The following is an 18,217-nucleotide window of genomic DNA, read 5'->3' on the forward strand; positions in this document are numbered from 1 at the left end:
TATTCAAAAGCGTTGCTACTTCTTGACCGAGAACGTTGTAGATTTTCAACGTTGTTTGTAAGGGCAATTCATGAATTGCCCCTACGGGAATTTCAAATCGAATCGTTGTTGTCGGATTAAACGGATTGGGATAGTTTTGTTGCAGAACAAATTGCGATGGAGATTCTGCAAACGTCGTTGTAGGAGTTCCGTACGTTTCGTTGAATTTTCCGGGAACAAATTTTACTAATCGTCCGAATTCTGTTGCGGTTTTGATACCTTTTAATTTCGCCGCATAGTAATTTTTATTCTTCAATCCAGTTAAATCTATGTATGAATTATCCGTTGTCATTGAAGCATAAAAACCTTCGTTTATCGGTTTGATAACATTATTAACAAGTACAGCAATTTCTTGGTAATCGGAAGAATCCGTTACTCCCCGCAATTGCCAATACGTCATCACAGTATCCAGTTCGTTTGCAACTTCTTTTAAAGTTTTTCCCTGCAGATTTTTTCCTGCAAGAGAAACATTCGTATCAAGCACTAACGAACCAAATCCGTAAGGCGTAATGGAATCTTTACTTGCTAAAATATTGAGTCGCAGCAAAACACCTTCCGCCCATGCATTATTGTCATGCGTTTTGCGCACCGGAACGATTGCTTTTGCAAGTTTCTTTGATTTCTTTCCGGTAACACGTAACGAATCTATCGGATAATATTTTGAATTAACCGTATGTGCAGATGAATAGAATTTTACGAGCGCAGATGCTGTTTTGAAATATAACCATCCGTATTTCTTCGCGGAATCTTTACTCGTTTGCGCAACGCCAAGAAACGTTGAACCGAGTTTTCCGATTTTCGAGAATTCATTATACAACACCGTTGGTTCGTTCGGCGTGCCAACAACGGTATTTGTTTTCACAATATATTTTAACTTCACTACTTTAGCCGTTAATGTTGTTGGAGATTGCATAAACGTACGCAACTTAACAGTATCAAGCAGAACGCCAAAGTTTTTCGTGAACGAACTAGTGGAAACAATATCAACGCTAAATCCGCTTCCGTTTTCGAGCGTCATATATCCGGTTCCGACGATTTGTGAAACGCTGTATGTTCCGGTAGTTAACTGTGTGAATGAATAATTTCCAGTCGCATCGGTAAGAACCGTATCTATGGTATTTCCGTTTTTCGAAATAAACAATGACCAGTTTGCAACACCGGTTTCACCAACAGAATACAAACTATCATTATTTGCGTCAACATATACCTTTCCGCTTATTGTTCCGTATTGGAAATTTCCGAAATTATTATTCACAGAAAGCAAACCAGAAGTCATCGTTACATCATACACGCCACTTTGCGGCAACGTTTGCATCCATCCGGTTTGCAATTCTTCGCTGACGGAATAATTTCCTGCGCCAAGATTTGCAAAGGTATAATTTCCGTTCGCATCCGTAATCGTTGAATCGGTAACTGCGCCGGAAAGTTTTATTTTCCAGTTTTGCACACCGACATCGTTTGCATCAAGAATTCCGTCGCCGATGACATCATTGAATTTCTTTCCGCTTATTGTTCCGAGTTGAAAGTTTCCGAACTTCAGATTTTTTGCAAATAATCCACTCGTGATATGGACGTCATCGGGATTTGATGTTGTTTGCATCCATCCGCTTTGCATTTTTTCGCGAACAAGATATGTTTCAGCAAATAAATCGGTGAATAAAAATCCGCCTTCATCATCCGTTGCCATCGAATCAACAAGTGTATTGATATCGGGCGAATACAAATATATCATCCAACCGGAAAGCACGTTTTCGCCGTTATCTTTTGTCCCGTTTCCATTAACATCGTTGAATTTCAATCCAGAAATAGAGCCGAGTCGAAAGTTTCCGAAATTCTGTTCCGTAGCGTTTTCACCGTTATTAAGTTCAACATAATTATAATCGGGTAAAGTCGGTAACGTTTGAACCCAATTTGTTTGAACTTCCGCGCTGATTACGTACGATCCGGGGTACAAATTACTGAATGAATAATTTCCATCAGCATCGGAAAGAACAGAATCTATGGCATCACCGGAGAGATATATTTTCCAATCTTCAATTCCAGGTTCGCCAACGTTTTTTACTCCGTTGCCATCAACATCGTCAAACGCTATACCGCTGATACTTCCAAGTTGGAAATTTCCAAAGTCATTCCCCTGAACATTACTTCCGCTTGCAATGTCAAGAGTATATGTTGAAGAAAACGGATATGTTTGCACCCATCCGTATTGTTGTTCTTCGCTGATTGTATATTGACCAACAGTCAAATTGTCGAACAGATAATTTCCATCGGCGTTCGTAAGAACAGAATCCAATTCATTTCCGGAAAGATAAATTTTCCAGTTCTCGATACCAAGTTCGCCGACATCTTTTAAACCGTTGTTGTTTGCATCGTAAAAATTCATTCCCGAAATTTTTCCGAATTTGAAATTGCCGAAATCAATATCTGTTAAAATTCCTCCAGTGAGATCAATGCTATACGTTCCCGTTGCAGGTTTTGTTTGCAACCATCCTTCAACTTCTTCTTCGCTTACAGTATAATTACCGGAAACAAGATTGAAGAACGCATAATCGCCATTTGCGTCGGTTAATGTTGATTCCGTAGCAACACCGGAAAGAAAAATTTTCCAGTTGGGAATTCCCGGTTCGTTGATTCCTTTCGTACCATCACCATTAAGGTCGTTAAATTTTTTTCCATAAATTCCGACAACTTCATAATTGCCGAAATCTTTTTCTGTAAAATTACTTGCATTTACTACTGCAAGTGAATATGTTCCAGGAGTTGCAGGAAATGTTTGGCTCCATCCCGGTTTATTTTCTTCGCCCACAGTGTAATTCCCTGCGAGTAGTTGAGTGAAGAGATAATTTCCATCATTATCGGTGAACACAGAATCGTATGCTGCGCCGGAAATTTTGATTTTCCAATTGGCAATCCCTGTTTCGCCAACATCTTTTGCACTATTATTATTCGCATCGTTAAATTTCATACCGCTGATTTTTCCGTATTGAAAATTACCGAAGTCTTGATTTGCGATGTTTGCATTACTCGTCATCGTGATTGAATATGGTTCGTTGTTTGCAGGCATTGTTTGCAACCATCCTTCTTGCATTTCTTCCGTGAGCGTATAATTTCCTGCGGGTAAATCGAGAAATGAAAATAATCCATCTGCTAATGTAATTATTGAATCAACGACAGGACCGGATAATTTTATTTTCCAGTTTGCAAGAGGAGTTTCACCAATATCTTTTACGCCGTTGCTATTAATATCGAGAAATTTTAAACCGCTGATTGTTCCTGGAAAAAATGCACCGAAATCTTTATCAATAACATTATCGCCATCGAGGATTTCTGTATAGGTATGCGGAGTGGCAGGAAGCGTTTGAATCATTCCTCCCCAAGTCGTGAGAGAAACAGTGTACGTTCCCGATGGAAGTCCTACGAAAGAATATAAACCATCACCGTCAGTATAGGTAACGCGAGTTTGAGTGCCCGTTAAATTTAATTCTTCATCCATCATTCCCGGATCGCCAGCGTCTTTCATTCCATCACCGTTAAGGTCTTCGAAAACAGTTCCGGAAATTGATGAAGGTACAAATATATTGATATCATCAATCGCCCATCCTTCATCAACTGACGATTCATCAGAAATAAATCGAAATCTGAATTGAACATTTGATACGCCTGCTAATCCGGTAAGAACTAAATATGAGTTCACCCATCCGTTCACAGGGTTATCTAATAATGCGCTTGAACCACTCCAACTTGGACCATTGATTTTGATCGGCGATCCTTCCGGAATTGGGTTTTCGTAATCGTACCAGTTATAACCGGAAATGTCTTCAAATTCTCCTACAATGGTAAATGCTCCGCCGTTTATACTCACTTCTATTACTCCTCCATCATAACCGGATTCTGATTTATAGTTGTTATAAAAACTTAGAACTGGGTCATTGGTTAAAGAAGAGAAATTAAAATAAGGAGACATTACATAATTATTTAAGTCAATGGAATAATTGCCAGTTGTTTTTGTTACCCAAGCGTTTACACCGCTATGAGCAGAAGCCATTTGTGTTTTTGACGGAGTTCCTCTTACCCATTCAACTGGTCCGCTCATAGCACCAGTTGTCCAACCGGAATCAGATATTCCTTCGAAGTTTTCTGTGTATGGAAATGAACTGTACATCAGTGAACCGGTAAAATTTCCGGATGCTATATCGTTAGAACCGTCTCCATCACTGGCTACAAAACTGCGAACATACATTTGAAAACCACCTGATGGAGGTATATAAGAAGTAGTGAACGTTACGTTTGCAACCGGTGGCGTGCCGCTCCAGGTTGGCGTCAACGTTTCATTTATTCCATCAACGGAACTCGTAGGTGCAGAACCTGCTTTGTAAGTTAGATTGATGGTAGATGGTGCTGCTGCGCTTCCTAACCACTTTACTGATGCAACAACATTATTCGCAACGCTCATTATCACAGGTTGACTGAAACTGACAGCAGTTACAGATAGATCGACAGCAACAGAACCAATTTTTATATTGTCAATGTAAATATTGTTTCCGTAGTAATTCCTGGATATAAATGCGATAACCACATTCGCACCCACTACCGATGAAGGAAGCGATACTTGTTCTGTGCGCCATGCAGTTGGAAACGCAGGTGGAATATATTCATCGTCCGTAACTTCAGTTCCTAACGATGCGCCGCCTTTTTTATAAATATGTGTTGTAGAAAACGTTACGCCTCCGTCCGTTGAAATGACTACTTTCAACGAATCGTTGCCGTATGTGTTCTCTGCATATGCAACATCAAACTTCAGTAAATCTCCTGAAACGAGTCCCGTCAGTACTGGCGTTTTCAAAGAATCGCGTTGTCCTGTATTGGAATAGTTGTAGCAATCCATATATACAGAACCGCTTCCGATTCCATAACCGCTTGCGCCACTCATACGAGCCCACGTAACTGTGCCTGAATTTGCATTTCCAACACGCCAACCTGTTGGAGGAAAGGTTGCGTTTTCGAAATCTTCTACTGTAAGTCCTTGCACATTCAACGTTCCTTGCTTCCCGAGTGAAGCGGGGGCAAAAACTGCTTGACGTGTTAACGACTTAACCTTTTTCGGTTTTGTAATACTTTTCTTTCCTGCAAATGTATCTACAGAAATGAAAAGAACGAATAACATTAGTAATAAAGTTGTAAACGAACGTTTCAACATAAAATACCTCGTAATTTAGAAATGAATAAATTATTAATTAAAAAATGCGGAAGAATGATACACTTATTTAGCAACACCACCAATAAAAAGATGCAAGTACTTTCCACTTTTTGACTAATACCACATCTTTTCTTGCGAACTCCAAACCTGTAATAAGTGTAACTTCTTTGTTGTAACAATATCTATGCCAAATATTTGAACCAAAAAATATTGTTGCAATTTGACGTATTGAAGGGTAAAAGAGTTTAAGAAATATTTGTAGAGATTTTTTTTATTTTTGAAAATACATTTCTCTAATTGGATATGAATCACTTGCGGTAACTGCAGTACGGCAGGATTTATTATGTGTACTTTCCTATTTCCACTTTTTGCACTGCATTTTTTAATTCCTTCAATCCAATGGGTTTCAGTAAATAATCCACAACATTTGGTAAATCCATCGCTTGATAGATGTATTGAAAATGCGCCGTTACAAAAACGACACTGAAGTTCTTTTGTCGTAGTTCTTTCAACATTTCAAAACCATTCTTTACCGGCATTTCGATATCGAGAAATACGACATTGGGTTCATATTGCAGAATTACTTCTTTTCCCGCAGAAGCGCTATCAGCAGTTGCAACAACTTCAACGTTCTTGCAAAAACGTTCAAGCATTTGACGGAGGACAGTTCTTCCGCTTCGTTCGTCATCTATTATCACCGCACGTAACATAGTTTTTGTAAAAAACGTAATGTAGAATTGAACAAACAAACGAATGGTTGCAGAAGTATCCTCTGCAACCATTTGTTTTTCGCACTGAATTGTTCTATGAACCTTTAGGTATTCGCATAACGAAAAATATTTACCTCAATGGGTCTCATTTATTTAGAACAAATCATCCATTACTATTTCATTAATACCATTTTCCTCACGGAAGAAAATGTTTCTTCGGTTTCGATTCCTTTCACGATTATGCGGTAGTAATAAATTCCGCTCGATAGTTTATTCGCATCAAATTGCACTTCGTGTTCTCCTTCTTCCATCGTTTCATTGTTTAAAAGCGTTGCTACTTCTTGACCGAGAACGTTGTAGATTTTCAACGTTGTTTGTAAGGGCAATTCATGAATTGCCCCTACGGGAATTTCAAATCGAATCGTTGTCGTCGGATTAAACGGATTGGGAAAGTTTTGCGAAAGTGAAAATTCAGCGGGAAGTTCCCGAAGAACATTCGCTCGAATTTTGTTTTCACTGATATTTTGGCAAACGAAGTAAATAGTATTCGAGGGCGATGAAAGAACGTTTGCGTTGTCTGCCGTTCAAACAAAATAGTATATGTGTTCCGAAACATCTTCATACGATGTTCCCGTAACCGTTGCGTGATAATTGAAATTTTACCACATTTCAAGGGTGAGATGATACATTTTATTCAACATTTTTCTTGATTTCCTAGTCTAGAGCCGAATTAAAATATTCGCTTAACAATTGAAACTTGCTTCGTAATACAATATGAAATCGAAAATTATTCATTCGTTCCGAATACTCTATCGCCCGCATCGCCAAGCCCAGGAAGGATGTAACCTTTGTTGTTCAATTCCCTATCGAGCGCGGCGGAATAAATAATGACATCGCTGTGGTCTTTGAGAATGCGTTTCACTCCTTCAGGCGCAGCGACAAGACAAACGTATCGAACTGTTTCTGCTCCGCGTTGTTTCAAAAATTTTATTGCCGCGCTTCCGCTTCCCCCAGTTGCAAGCATCGGGTCCAAAAGAAACACGACGCTTCCTTTGATACGTTGTGGAATTTTAAAGTAATAATCCATTGGCTCAAGAGTTTTTTCATTGCGCGCAAGTCCGATATGACCAACACGTGCATTGGAAAACACATCGAGAAATCCGCCAATGATTCCGAGCCCAGCGCGAAGAACAGGAACGAGGACGATAGTATCTTTCAAATCGTATCCTGTTGTCTTTTCGAGCGGAGTTTGCACGTTGAATTCTTTCAGTTTCAAATCGCGCGCGGCTTCAAATGCAAGGATGATGGAAATGCGCCGCAATGTTGGTCGAAACAAACTGCTTGGTGTTTTTTTGTTGCGCAACGTTGTTAAATCGCGTTTGATGACGGGATGGTCAATGAGTTTGAAGTTCTTCATAGAGTATGTTTATTGGTTTGCTTGTTAGTTAGTTTGTTCGTTTGTAACTAATCAACGAGCAAATTTACACATCTTGGCGGGCAAGCGAACGATTGAACAAAATTTTCGTGGAAAAGATAGAGAAATGAAAAGCGAGTTTAAAACAAAAAAGCAATTTCTTCCGCTATATTTTAAACTCTTTTTTCAAGCATTGTATCTAACACGACGCTAAAAATTATGCGTTGTTCTTAACAAACAAAATGGTTTTGAGATATTATTTCATATTTTTCTCCTCAAAATTTGCATTTAAAATACAGATACACATCTCTTTTCGAAACTAATTTTTTTGATTTACATAAATTGAATGAAGAAAACTCTCTTATACATTTTTTTGGTTGTTGCAGTGCTTGGTTCGAGCGGTTATTATTATTTTAACAATTCCAAAACAGAAGAAGTACAATACCGAACAGAAAAAATTACACGCGGCGATATTGTTGTTCGCGTGCGAGCAACTGGAACAATCAACCCGAAACGCAACGTTCAAGTAGGAAGTCAAGTTTCAGGAACGATTTTAAAGTTGTTTGCGGATTTTAATTCAGTAGTACACGCAGGACAAGTTGTTGCAATTATTGATTCAACGTTTCTTTTTGCATCAGTAAAAGAATCGGAGGCGAATCTTGAGCGCGTACAGGCGCAAGTGAACGAAGCGCAAAGAAATTTAAACAGAATAAAAGGATTGTTTGAAAAAGGTTTGGTTTCACAAGCGGAAAATGATAAGGCGCAAACGGATTTAGAAACTGCGAATGCACAACGGAAGCAATCGCACGCATCACTTGAACGAGCAAAAGTAAATTTGCGGTATGCGGTAATTCGCTCGCCGATAGATGGCATTGTAATTTCGCGGGACGTGGATGTTGGACAAACAGTAGCAGCAAGTTTTCAAGCCCCGAAACTTTTTGTTGTTGCAAACGATTTACAAACAATGCAAGTGGAAGCAAATGTTGATGAAGCGGATATTGGTCAAGTAAAAGAAGGTCAGGAAGTAACGTTTACTGTTGATGCATATCCTGAAGAAGAATTTAAAGGAACAGTAACACAAGTACGCATCGCTCCAATTCAAGTGCAAAACGTTGTTACGTACACCGTAATAATAGAAGTTCCAAATGATGAGATGAAATTGCGTCCCGGAATGACTGCGACGGTTTCTATTTTAGTCAATAAAAGAGAAAACGTATTACGCATTCCAGCGCTTGCATTGCGATTTCAACCGCCGATGGATGTACTCGAAAAAATTTCTTCACAGAAAGATTCTTCTTCTTCGATGAGTAATGTTGACTCGGAAAAGAGGAGTGATGGAGTTGTGGAGAAATGGAGTAGTAGTGATTCATCAATGAAAAATAAAAATGGAGAAAATGGCGAACGAAGAATGCGACGCGGCGATGGTGAATGGAAAAATAGGAGAGAAGGAGAACAACGTGGAGAACGTAGAGAATTTTCCAACGAACAAATGCAACAATGGAAAGAGCGTCGAGAAGGAGCGAAAGGAATGGACAAAATGAAAATGTCCAAACGAAATTTTGCGCGCGTGTGGATGTTAGTGAATGGAAAAGATTTGAAACAAGTTCGCATTCGTACGGGAATTACGGATAATCGCTTCATTGAAATTTTTTCTGAAGACTTAAAAGAAGGCGATGAAGTGATTGTGGGAATGAATGGCAACGAAATGAGTTCGATGCAAGGAATGCAAAATCAAAATCCATTTGCTCCACGAATGCCGGGAGGCGGAGGTGGAGGAGGCGGTGGAATGAGAAGAGGATTTTAAAATTTACAATTGCTAATTTCCAATTTAGAATTTGTACATCGTAAACTGAAAATCGTAAACCGTAATTTGTAATTCGTAAATAATAACTATGCGCTTTTTTGAAATTCTTCGTATCGCATTTGATGCTTTGTTGCGAAATAAAATGCGTTCGCTTCTTACAATGCTTGGAATCATTATCGGCGTTGGTGCTGTGATTGCTATGGTTGCGATAGGACAAGGAGCGCAAACATCTGTCGAAGCGCAAATCAATTCGCTCGGAACAAACGTGATTCTCATTTTTCCCGGCAACACAACGCGTGGTGGAGTTTCTTCCGGCGCTGGTTCAAACACGACATTGACGGAAGACGATGCAAAAGCGATTAAAGAACAATGTCCCGCAGTTTCGTTGATGAGTCCGTTGTTGCGCAGCGGTGGACAAATTGTTTCGGGAAATTTGAATTGGAGTAGTTCGATGCAAGGAGGAACGGTAGATTATTTTTCCATTCGCGATTGGCGTTTGGATTTGGGAGAATTTTTTAGCGAGCAGGATGTTCGTGCAGCGACAAAAGTTTGTTTGCTTGGACAAACTGTTGTTCAACAACTTTTTGAAAGCGCAAACCCGATTGGACAAACAATTCGTATTCGCAACACACCATTTAAAGTCATCGGAACGTTGCAACCGAAAGGACAAAATATGATGGGACAAGACCAAGACGATGTTGTGCTTGTTCCCTACACAACGTTGATGAAACGTTTTATGGGAAACAATACTCGTGAATGGAGATTTATCGCTTCAGCAAGAAGTAAAGCCCAAATCACTGAAGCGCAACAGCAAATCACAGAATTACTGCGCGTACGTCATAAACTTTCACCGATGGATGACAATGATTTTACCATTCGAACACAAACTGAAATTGCAGAAGCATCAACATCAACGTCAAAAATTATGACGATGTTGTTGGGAAGTATTGCCGGCGTTTCTCTCATCGTTGGAGGAATTGGCATTATGAACATTATGCTTGTCTCTGTTACAGAGCGAACGCGCGAAATCGGAATTCGCAAAGCAATTGGTGCGCGACGCGGTGATATACTTTCTCAATTTCTTACAGAAGCAATTGTTCTTGGTGTTGTCGGTGGAATATTGGGTATAGGTTTAGGAATTGCGGCTTCTAATCTTGTTGCAAAATTCGCGCTATGGCCTGTGTTTGTTTCTACTTCATCAATTATTCTCGCTGTTGGTTTTTCTGCCGCAGTAGGAATTTTTTTTGGATATTATCCTGCTAGAAAAGCGGCGTCACTCAATCCTATTGAAGCGTTACGTTATGAATAAAAAAGAGAATTGACGATGAATACATTGGTCAATATTGAAAATCGAAAAGACACACCATCTTTTTTCCGCAGAATTATTTTGTAACTTTTGCCCGCATTTTACATTTTTTATATAACAAGAAACAAAATCAATATGCCAACAAACACACTTACAATTACTGATAACAGAACAGGAAAGCAATATGAAATACCAATAGAGTACGAAACGATTCGTGCGATGGATTTACGCCAAATAAAAACTAAAGATGACGATTTCGGAATGATGACGTATGACCCTGCGTTTATGAACACAGCATCGTGTAAAAGCGCCGTTACGTTTATAGACGGAGATAAAGGAATTTTGCAATATCGAGGATATCCCATTGAACAACTCGCAGAAAGTTGTTCGTTCCTGGAAGTTGCTTATTTACTTTTGAACGGAGAACTTCCGACGCGTGAACAATACGACGCTTGGGTTCAGGAAGTCACGAATCATACGATGATTCACGAGAACATTAAAAAATTTATGGATGGTTATCATCACGACGCACATCCGATGGGAATGTTACTTGGAACAGTAGGAGCGCTTTCAACGTTCTATCCCGATGCGCGCAACATTCACGATACCAATTCCCGAAAACTTCAGATTGTACGATTGACGGCAAAAATGCCTACACTTGCAGCGTTTGCTTATCGTCATAGTATCGGGCTTCCGTACATTTATCCGGAAAACGGATTGAGTTTTGCAGAAAATTTTCTTTCGATGTTATTCGGAAAAACTGCGAAACATAATACAAATCCTGTTTTGGCAAAAGCATTAGATGTACTATTCATTCTCCACGCAGACCACGAACAAAATTGCAGCGCAAACTCGATGCGTTCCATTGGAAGTTCGTTAACGGATCCATTTTCAGCAACAGCAGGAGCAATAGCCGCACTTTATGGACCGCTTCACGGAGGTGCTAATGAAGAGGTGTTAAAAATGCTTAGGGAAATCGGTTCGCTTTCCAATGTTCCTTCGTTTATCAAAGAAGTAAAGGAAGGAAAAGGTTCTCGCTTGATGGGCTTCGGTCATCGTGTGTATAAAAACTATGACCCGCGTGCAAAAATAATTAAAAAACTTGCTGACCAAGTATTTGATGTAACGGGAAGAAATCCTTTACTCGATATTGCTTTGGAATTAGAACGAATTGCGCTTGAAGATGAATATTTTGTGAAGCGAAAACTGTATCCGAATGTTGATTTTTATTCCGGCTTGATTTATCAGGCGATGGGATTTCCAACATCAATGTTCACCGTATTGTTTGCAATTGGAAGAACTCCTGGATGGCTTTCACAATGGCAGGAATTACTTTCTGATGCAGAACAGAAAATTGCGCGTCCGCGGCAAATTTATATCGGACATCAGCAGCGCGATTTTGTTCCATTTACAAAACGAGGATAGGAAGAATGTCAATGGAGTCCACATTATTTGTTGGACTTCATTTTTTTTTTCAATTCAAACCCATGGATATTCAACTGCAAGATTTAGGAGTAGTATTTGTCCTCGTTTTTATGGAAGGATTATTAAGCGCGGATAATGCTATCGTATTAGCAGTACTCGCTCTTCCTTTACCATTGGGTGAGCAGAAAAAAGCATTGAAGTACGGAATGTTTGGCGCTGTTGCATTTCGTATTGTTTCGCTTGTCTTTATCAGTTATTTATTGCAATGGCCTTGGGTAAAAATGATTGGTGGAATGTATTTAATGTATTTGGGAGTAAAACATTTTCACGAAAAAATTTTATTAGGAGACGATGTTGAACATTTAAAGAAAAAAAATGCAAAATCTATTTTCGGATTATCGCAGTTTTGGAGTACGGTTATTGCCATTGAATTAACGGATATAGTTTTTTCTGTTGATTCCATTTTTGTCGCCGTTGCAATGTCCACAAAACTTTGGGTTATTATCACAGGAGGAATTCTTGGAATCATTTCTATGCGGTTTGTTGCCGGTTCTTTCCTCTCACTTTTGAAGCGGTTTCCCGCGCTGGTTGATGCGGCGTACGCAGTTGTTTTTTGGATAGGATTGAAACTTTTCATAGAATTTTTGCATGCCAAAAATCTCATCCAGTGGGAAATTGCACATTGGTTTTTCTATACGATGATAGGCGTACTGTTTTTGGCTTCTTTTATTTTCAACGTTCGGAAAGAACGAAAACAAAAGAAACATGAAAAACTTGCTGAAGATATGCTCAGCGATGATTTGATTTAAAGTATGTTGCATTCATTAACAAAGAATAATTGCTATGGAATATGAATTACTCTGGATAGGCGTCTTTAATATATTCGTTGTCGTGATGCTTTTGATTGACCTCCTTATTTTCAATCGGGAAGCGCACGAGATTACCATTAAAGAAGCACTTATATGGAGCGGTGTGTGGATTGCGCTTGCATTGTTATTTAATGTAGGTGTGTATTATTATTTGGGAAAGGTGCGCGCATTTGAATTTTTAACCGGGTATATCATCGAAAAATCTTTGAGCATTGACAATTTGTTTGTCTTTCTCCTAATATTTTCTTATTTCAAAGTTCTACCGAAGTATCAGCACAAAGTATTATTTTGGGGAATTATCGGCGCACTGATTATGCGTGCGATACTCATTTTTTTCGGAGTTATTCTTATCAACACGTTTCATTGGGTAATTTTTCTCTTTGGTGCATTTCTTGTGTACACGGGAATAAAAATGGGATTTCAGAAAGAAGAAAAAGAAATACATCCGGAAAAAAATATAGTTGTACGTTTCTTTAAATTGTTCATTTCTGTTACTCCGCGTTTTGTCGAAGGGAATTTTTTTACAAGAGAGGATAATAAAAGAAAAGCAACATTACTTTTTGTTGTTCTCATCATTGTTGAAACAACGGATTTAGTGTTCGCCGTTGATTCCATTCCCGCCATTTTAGCAATAACTACTGACCCTTTTATCGTATATACATCCAACGTTTTTGCAATATTGGGATTGCGTGCATTGTATTTTGCACTTGCAGGAATTATGGAATTGTTTTATTATCTGAAATACGGATTAGCATTCGTTCTTGTTTTTATCGGTGCAAAAATGTTACTTTCTGATTATTATAAAATTCCCATTGGATTTGCCTTGAGTGTAGTTGTAACAATATTAGTGGTTTCAATTATTCTTTCGTTAATAAAACCGCAAAAAAACAAATCATAATTATTTCAATCACTTTCTGTTATTCGAAATTTTTATTGCTTCCAGTATTGCTGTTTTCATACTTGTCGCATCCGCTATTCCTTTTCCTGCAATATCGAAAGCCGTTCCGTGTGCTGGCGAGGTTCGCACAATTGGTAATCCCATAGTAAAATTTACTCCTTCCTTCATTCCAGAAATTTTTAACGGAATTAATCCTTGGTCGTGATACATTGCAAGCACTGCATCGTAATGTAGATACGAACGATTGCCAAAAAAACCATCGGCAGAAAACGGTCCTTCGACTATACATTTTCTTGATTTCATTGACTGTATTGCGGGAATGATGACGTTGTTTTCTTCGTTGCCGAATAAACCAAATTCTCCCGCGTGCGGATTGAGACCAAGAACAGCGATACGCGGACGTAATATTTTGAAATCATTTATTAAACAATCGGAAATCAATTGCAATTTTTGTTGAAGAAGTTCTATTGTCAGTAATGTGGAAATGCTTTGGATTGGAATATGAATTGTTGCGAGCGCAATTTTCATCATAGAAGAATACAGCATCATTCCAAAATTATCCGAGTGAGTGAGCGAAGCGATAAATTCAGTTTGTCCGGGAAACGGAAATGAACATAAACGCAATGCTTCTTTCGATACTGGCGCAGTAACCATTGCTGAAACAACATTGCCGAGACATAGTGCTACTGCAATGCGAATAGAAGAAACAGAAATATTTTCTGAAGGATGTTCTCTTTTTCTGAAGATGCTGCTTTGGTTCGAATTCTTTTCGATATTAATATAGAGAACAGAATTTTTTGATTGAACACTTTTCGAATCAAATTCAACGAACACGCATTGCAAATGGAGACGTTTTGCATGATGTTCAAAAACGGTGCGTGGTCCAATAAGAACTGGGATGCAATTTTTTTTTATAGTGAAATCTGTCGCTGATTTTAATACAACTTCCGGACCAATTCCGTTGATATCACCGCACGTGATTGATATAAATGGTCTGTCAGTTTTCGTAGACATTTTGATAATGATTTCTTTAAAAAAACAACGTGAAAGTACTAACGTTTGTTTACATTCACAAATTTTTGATAACAAGTGTAAATAGTAAGAGAAAAAAAACAGGAAATATTTTTGTGTGAGTAAGGAAAACGCTTATATTTTTACCCAATTTTTTTTGTAAAACAAAACAAATGACAAGAAAAAATTCTAAAAAACATCTTTCAAAAAATACAACTGAAATAGTTGAACCAGTTGAATTAAAACGCCGTGCGCGCGTTGTTGGCGTAGTTATTACCGGTTGCCCCGAATGCAATAACCCTGTGAATTTTGACAGAAAAAGCGTGAAAACGTGTCCATACTGCGAAGCGGAAGTCGAAATTGATTTAGATAGAGTTGAAGTGATGGTAAAAAAAGTTGCAGAACGAAAACCTTCACGTTCAAAGAACTAATTTTTTGTTGTAAAACAGAAATTCATATCTTCTCCCATCAAAAAATTACCCCCAAAAAGGGCTATTTTTTTACGGTAAAATTGGACTAATTCAGTCGTATTTGAATGTTACAAATTTCTAAAAAAGTTGAATATGGTTTGATTGCAATTCGTCATATGGCGTTGCAAAAAAACGATTGTTGCACAACAACGAAAGAAATTTCGGAGCGTTATGCAATTCCATACAACTTATTGGCGAAAGTAATGCAAGTACTTGCAAGAAGAGGATTCATTATCCCGCGACAAGGAGTTTATGGTGGATATATTCTTACGAAAAACCCAAGCGATATAAAAATTTCTGATGTTATCAATGCGATTGAACAAGTTCCGCAAATTTCCTTGATGCAATGCGAAGCAGAACCGATTGAGAATTGCGCTGTGTCTTCGTTCTGCACAATAAAAAGTCCTTTACTTAAAATTCAGCAAACGATTAACAATGCATTTCAACAAATGAGTTTGCAGGAAATTTTACACTGAAATGAAGTTTCCGATTTATCTTGATAATCACGCAACAACACAAGTTGACCCAAGAGTTGTCGAAACAATGTTGCCATACTTTTCTGAAAAGTTTGGAAATGCATCGAGTCGTCAGCATAATTATGGATGGCAAGCAGAAGAATCGGTTGAAACTTCGAGAAGTTTTGTTGCGAAATATTTAAATGCAGAACCGAGCGAAATAATTTTTACAAGCGGCGCAACAGAATCAAATAATCTTGCAATCAAAGGAATTGTAGAAAGTTGTAAGCAAAAAGGAAATCATGTTATTTCGTGCGTAACGGAACATCATTCTGTCCTCGATGTTTGCAAACATTTTGAAAAAAGCGGTTGTGAAGTTTCGTATGTGCGCGTTGATAAGTTTGGAAAAATAGATTTGAATGAACTTGAAAATGCATTACGTTCAAATTCGATTCTTGTTTCGATTATGATTGCGAATAACGAAATCGGAACATTCCAACCGATAGAAGAAATCGGAAAACTTTGCGCGGAACGAGGAATTATATTTCATACCGATGCAACACAAGCGATTGGAAAAATTCCGATAGATGTTCAAAAATTAAATATTCATTTGCTTTCGCTTTCTGCGCATAAAATTTATGGACCAAAAGGAATTGGCGCTTTGTATGTTCGAAAAAAAAATCCACAAATAAAAGTTTCTGCACAACAACATGGCGGCGGACACGAAAAAGGTTTGCGTTCAGGAACGTTGAATGTTCCGGCAATTGTAGGATTAGGAAAAGCGATTGAAATTTTATCGAACGAAATGAATGTAGAGACGCAATATATTGCGTCTCTACGAGAAACATTACAACAACGATTTTTCACATCAATAGAAAACATTTGGTTCAATGGAGATTTGTCTGAGAGAATTCCGAACAATTTGAATGTTGGTTTCGATGGAGTTGATGCGCAAGCGTTAATGCTCGGAATGAAAGAAATTGCTGTTTCATCCGGTTCAGCGTGTTCGACTTCGCAAGCAATGCCGTCGCACGTTTTGAAAGCAATCGGATTATCGAATGAACAAGCGCATTCATGTATTCGATTTGGAATTGGAAGATTTAACACGGAAGAAGAAATTGAATACACGGCAAAACGAGTAAAAGAAGTTGTAGAGCAATTGCGTTTAATTTCTTCTAAGTACAAAATTAAAAAAGTGAAAGAAGAACTTGGAACTGCTTAAATAGAACACGGATGACACAGATGTGACGGATTTTCGCTGATAATAAATCCGTGATTATCAGTTTAATCAGTGTTATCTGTGTTCTATGAGAATTTTTATGATACAAAAAAATAATCATCACAATTATGAATAACAAAGCAACAGCAACAATTACAAGCAACACAACAGAATATTTGAAATTTCTCAAATCGAAATTCAAAATTTATCATTTGTCAATATGTTTTTCCGCGATATGCATTACGGAACGATGGAATATTTATCGAAGAAGGGAATCAAACTTTCCTATCTTGACGCAGAAGAAGTTACGAATGAAGTTGCGAAACATTTGGAAACCAACGGCACAATAAAAAGAATTGACAAGCAAACATTTCTTTTGAATTATCCGGAATTTTGGTTGCCGAGAAAAGAAGTTGCACCACCCGCACCAAAACCAGCAGCAACACCAGCGGCACAAGCAACAGCTGTGTCAACTACAACTCCTGTGCAAGCGGCTTAATTTTCCAAATTGTTAAAGAAATATTTTAAATCTAAAATCTAAATTCTAAAATCAATTGACACACTTACTCGAAATAAAAAATCTTCACGTCGAAGTTGAAGACAAAAAAATTCTCAAAGGATTTAACCTTGCAATCAACGTTGGCGAAGTTCATGCGATTATGGGACCAAACGGTTCCGGAAAAAGTACACTTTCGTATGCGTTGATGGGACATCCTTCATACACAATTACGGACGGAGAAATTTTGTTCAAAGGCGAAAACGTTGTCGAGATGGAACCGGATGAACGCGCCGCACTTGGAATGTTTCTCGCATTTCAATATCCGCACGAAATTCCCGGTGTTACATTATTTAACTTTCTACGTTCATCATTGAACTCGATCGAAAAAAAGAAAACGGGAATTGACCCGGAGAAAGACAAAAAACAAAACGCAAAATCCATTATTCAATTTTCAAAACGACTTTCAGAAAAAATGAAGGAGTTGGGAATTGACGAATCGTTTCAAAAGCGATACGTGAACGAAGGATTTTCCGGCGGAGAAAAAAAACGTGCTGAGATTTTGCAAATGTCAATGCTCGAACCATCGCTTGCAATTCTCGATGAAACGGATTCGGGACTCGATATTGATGCATTGAAAATTGTTTCCGATGGAGTGAATCGTCTTTCATCGCCGAATCGCAGTGTTCTCGTCATTACGCATTACCAACGCTTGCTCAATTATATCAAGCCGCATTTCGTTCACATTTTGTGGAATGGAAAAATTATTCTAACCGACGGACCAAAACTTGCACTTGATTTAGAAGCAAATGGTTATGATTGGGTGAAGGAAAAATATTCAGAAAGAATTGCGGCGTAAATAAAAATGTCATTCCGAACTTGTTTCGGAATCTATAATTAAGAT

The 18,217-nt window shown here is 38.2% G+C and carries 15 protein-coding genes; 10 read left to right on the top strand and 5 right to left on the bottom strand.

The window, feature by feature from the left end; translation table 11 throughout:
• From FJ218_07690 to FJ218_07705, 4 genes are all read right to left on the bottom strand, one after another.
• Positions 1-5,236, bottom strand: a 5,236-nt coding sequence (locus FJ218_07690) for a hypothetical protein (GenBank protein MBM4166777.1), incomplete at its 3' end; no start/stop codon positions are given.
• A gap of 341 nt (positions 5,237-5,577) precedes the next feature.
• On the bottom strand, positions 5,578-6,018 hold the full coding sequence (locus FJ218_07695; GenBank protein MBM4166778.1) for a response regulator: 441 nt from the start codon (positions 6,016-6,018) through the stop codon (positions 5,578-5,580).
• Between the two features lie 101 nt (positions 6,019-6,119).
• Entirely contained in the window at positions 6,120-6,488 is a 369-nt protein-coding gene (locus FJ218_07700) for a T9SS type A sorting domain-containing protein (GenBank protein ID MBM4166779.1), read from the bottom strand.
• A gap of 245 nt (positions 6,489-6,733) precedes the next feature.
• Positions 6,734-7,363, bottom strand: coding sequence for a uracil phosphoribosyltransferase (locus FJ218_07705; GenBank protein MBM4166780.1), 630 nt, complete (start codon positions 7,361-7,363; stop codon positions 6,734-6,736).
• Between the two features lie 343 nt (positions 7,364-7,706).
• Between FJ218_07705 and FJ218_07710 the strand changes: the two genes are divergently transcribed.
• The 5 genes from FJ218_07710 (at position 7,707) to FJ218_07730 (ending at position 13,662) form a co-directional block, all read left to right on the top strand.
• Positions 7,707-9,164, top strand: coding sequence for an efflux RND transporter periplasmic adaptor subunit (locus FJ218_07710; protein ID MBM4166781.1), 1,458 nt, complete (start codon positions 7,707-7,709; stop codon positions 9,162-9,164).
• Between the two features lie 88 nt (positions 9,165-9,252).
• Complete coding sequence (locus tag FJ218_07715; GenBank protein MBM4166782.1) at positions 9,253-10,473, top strand: FtsX-like permease family protein; 1,221 nt, start codon at positions 9,253-9,255, stop codon at positions 10,471-10,473.
• 132 nt (positions 10,474-10,605) lie between these two features.
• Positions 10,606-11,895 carry a citrate synthase gene (locus tag FJ218_07720; protein MBM4166783.1) on the top strand — a complete coding sequence of 430 codons (1,290 nt, stop codon included), beginning with the start codon at positions 10,606-10,608 and terminating at the stop codon, positions 11,893-11,895.
• A gap of 5 nt (positions 11,896-11,900) precedes the next feature.
• Positions 11,901-12,704, top strand: coding sequence for a hypothetical protein (locus tag FJ218_07725; protein ID MBM4166784.1), 804 nt, complete (start codon positions 11,901-11,903; stop codon positions 12,702-12,704).
• A 34-nt stretch (positions 12,705-12,738) separates the two neighbouring features.
• The gene (locus FJ218_07730; GenBank protein MBM4166785.1) at positions 12,739-13,662 is read left to right on the top strand and encodes a TerC family protein; all 924 of its coding nucleotides are present in this window, start codon (positions 12,739-12,741) and stop codon (positions 13,660-13,662) included.
• Between the two features lie 9 nt (positions 13,663-13,671).
• Here the strand turns inward: FJ218_07730 and pdxA are convergent, their stop codons facing one another.
• Positions 13,672-14,676 (bottom strand): 4-hydroxythreonine-4-phosphate dehydrogenase PdxA, encoded by a 1,005-nt coding sequence (pdxA, locus tag FJ218_07735; GenBank protein MBM4166786.1) that lies wholly within the window; start codon positions 14,674-14,676, stop codon positions 13,672-13,674.
• Between the two features lie 170 nt (positions 14,677-14,846).
• On the opposite strand from pdxA, the gene FJ218_07740 reads away from it, so the two are divergent.
• The 5 genes from FJ218_07740 to sufC all read left to right on the top strand — a co-directional run bounded on the left by FJ218_07740 (position 14,847) and on the right by sufC (position 18,172).
• Positions 14,847-15,104, top strand: coding sequence for a hypothetical protein (locus FJ218_07740; protein ID MBM4166787.1), 258 nt, complete (start codon positions 14,847-14,849; stop codon positions 15,102-15,104).
• A gap of 104 nt (positions 15,105-15,208) precedes the next feature.
• Positions 15,209-15,619: an Rrf2 family transcriptional regulator gene (locus FJ218_07745; protein MBM4166788.1), complete on the top strand. Its 411-nt coding sequence runs from the start codon at positions 15,209-15,211 to the stop codon at positions 15,617-15,619.
• Position 15,620: 1 nt separating this feature from the next.
• Positions 15,621-16,820, top strand: a complete 1,200-nt coding sequence (locus tag FJ218_07750; GenBank protein ID MBM4166789.1) for an IscS subfamily cysteine desulfurase — start codon at positions 15,621-15,623, stop codon at positions 16,818-16,820.
• Between the two features lie 217 nt (positions 16,821-17,037).
• A complete protein-coding gene (locus FJ218_07755) occupies positions 17,038-17,316 on the top strand; it encodes a hypothetical protein (protein MBM4166790.1) in 279 nt (92 codons plus the stop codon).
• Positions 17,317-17,371: 55 nt separating this feature from the next.
• The gene (gene sufC, locus FJ218_07760) at positions 17,372-18,172 is read left to right on the top strand and encodes a Fe-S cluster assembly ATPase SufC (GenBank protein MBM4166791.1); all 801 of its coding nucleotides are present in this window, start codon (positions 17,372-17,374) and stop codon (positions 18,170-18,172) included.
• Positions 18,173-18,217 lie beyond the last annotated feature (45 nt).

It is taken from the genome of Ignavibacteria bacterium (assembly GCA_016873775.1).
Lineage (GTDB): Bacteria > Bacteroidota > Ignavibacteria > UBA10030 > F1-140-MAGs086 > JAGXRH01.

Bases quoted from the DNA above. Each gene is read 5' to 3' on its own strand.
- FJ218_07695 (MBM4166778.1), bottom strand. From the start codon at position 6,018: ATGGTTGCAGAGGATACTTCTGCAACCATTCGTTTGTTTGTTCAATTC.
- FJ218_07705 (MBM4166780.1), bottom strand. From the start codon at position 7,363: ATGAAGAACTTCAAACTCATTGACCATCCCGTCATCAAACGCGATTTA.
- FJ218_07710 (MBM4166781.1), top strand. From the start codon at position 7,707: ATGAAGAAAACTCTCTTATACATTTTTTTGGTTGTTGCAGTGCTTGGT.
- FJ218_07715 (MBM4166782.1), top strand. From the start codon at position 9,253: ATGCGCTTTTTTGAAATTCTTCGTATCGCATTTGATGCTTTGTTGCGA.
- FJ218_07720 (MBM4166783.1), top strand. From the start codon at position 10,606: ATGCCAACAAACACACTTACAATTACTGATAACAGAACAGGAAAGCAA.
- FJ218_07725 (MBM4166784.1), top strand. From the start codon at position 11,901: ATGTCAATGGAGTCCACATTATTTGTTGGACTTCATTTTTTTTTTCAA.
- FJ218_07730 (MBM4166785.1), top strand. From the start codon at position 12,739: ATGGAATATGAATTACTCTGGATAGGCGTCTTTAATATATTCGTTGTC.
- pdxA (MBM4166786.1), bottom strand. From the start codon at position 14,676: ATGTCTACGAAAACTGACAGACCATTTATATCAATCACGTGCGGTGAT.
- FJ218_07740 (MBM4166787.1), top strand. From the start codon at position 14,847: ATGACAAGAAAAAATTCTAAAAAACATCTTTCAAAAAATACAACTGAA.
- FJ218_07745 (MBM4166788.1), top strand. From the start codon at position 15,209: ATGTTACAAATTTCTAAAAAAGTTGAATATGGTTTGATTGCAATTCGT.
- FJ218_07750 (MBM4166789.1), top strand. From the start codon at position 15,621: ATGAAGTTTCCGATTTATCTTGATAATCACGCAACAACACAAGTTGAC.
- FJ218_07755 (MBM4166790.1), top strand. From the start codon at position 17,038: ATGTTTTTCCGCGATATGCATTACGGAACGATGGAATATTTATCGAAG.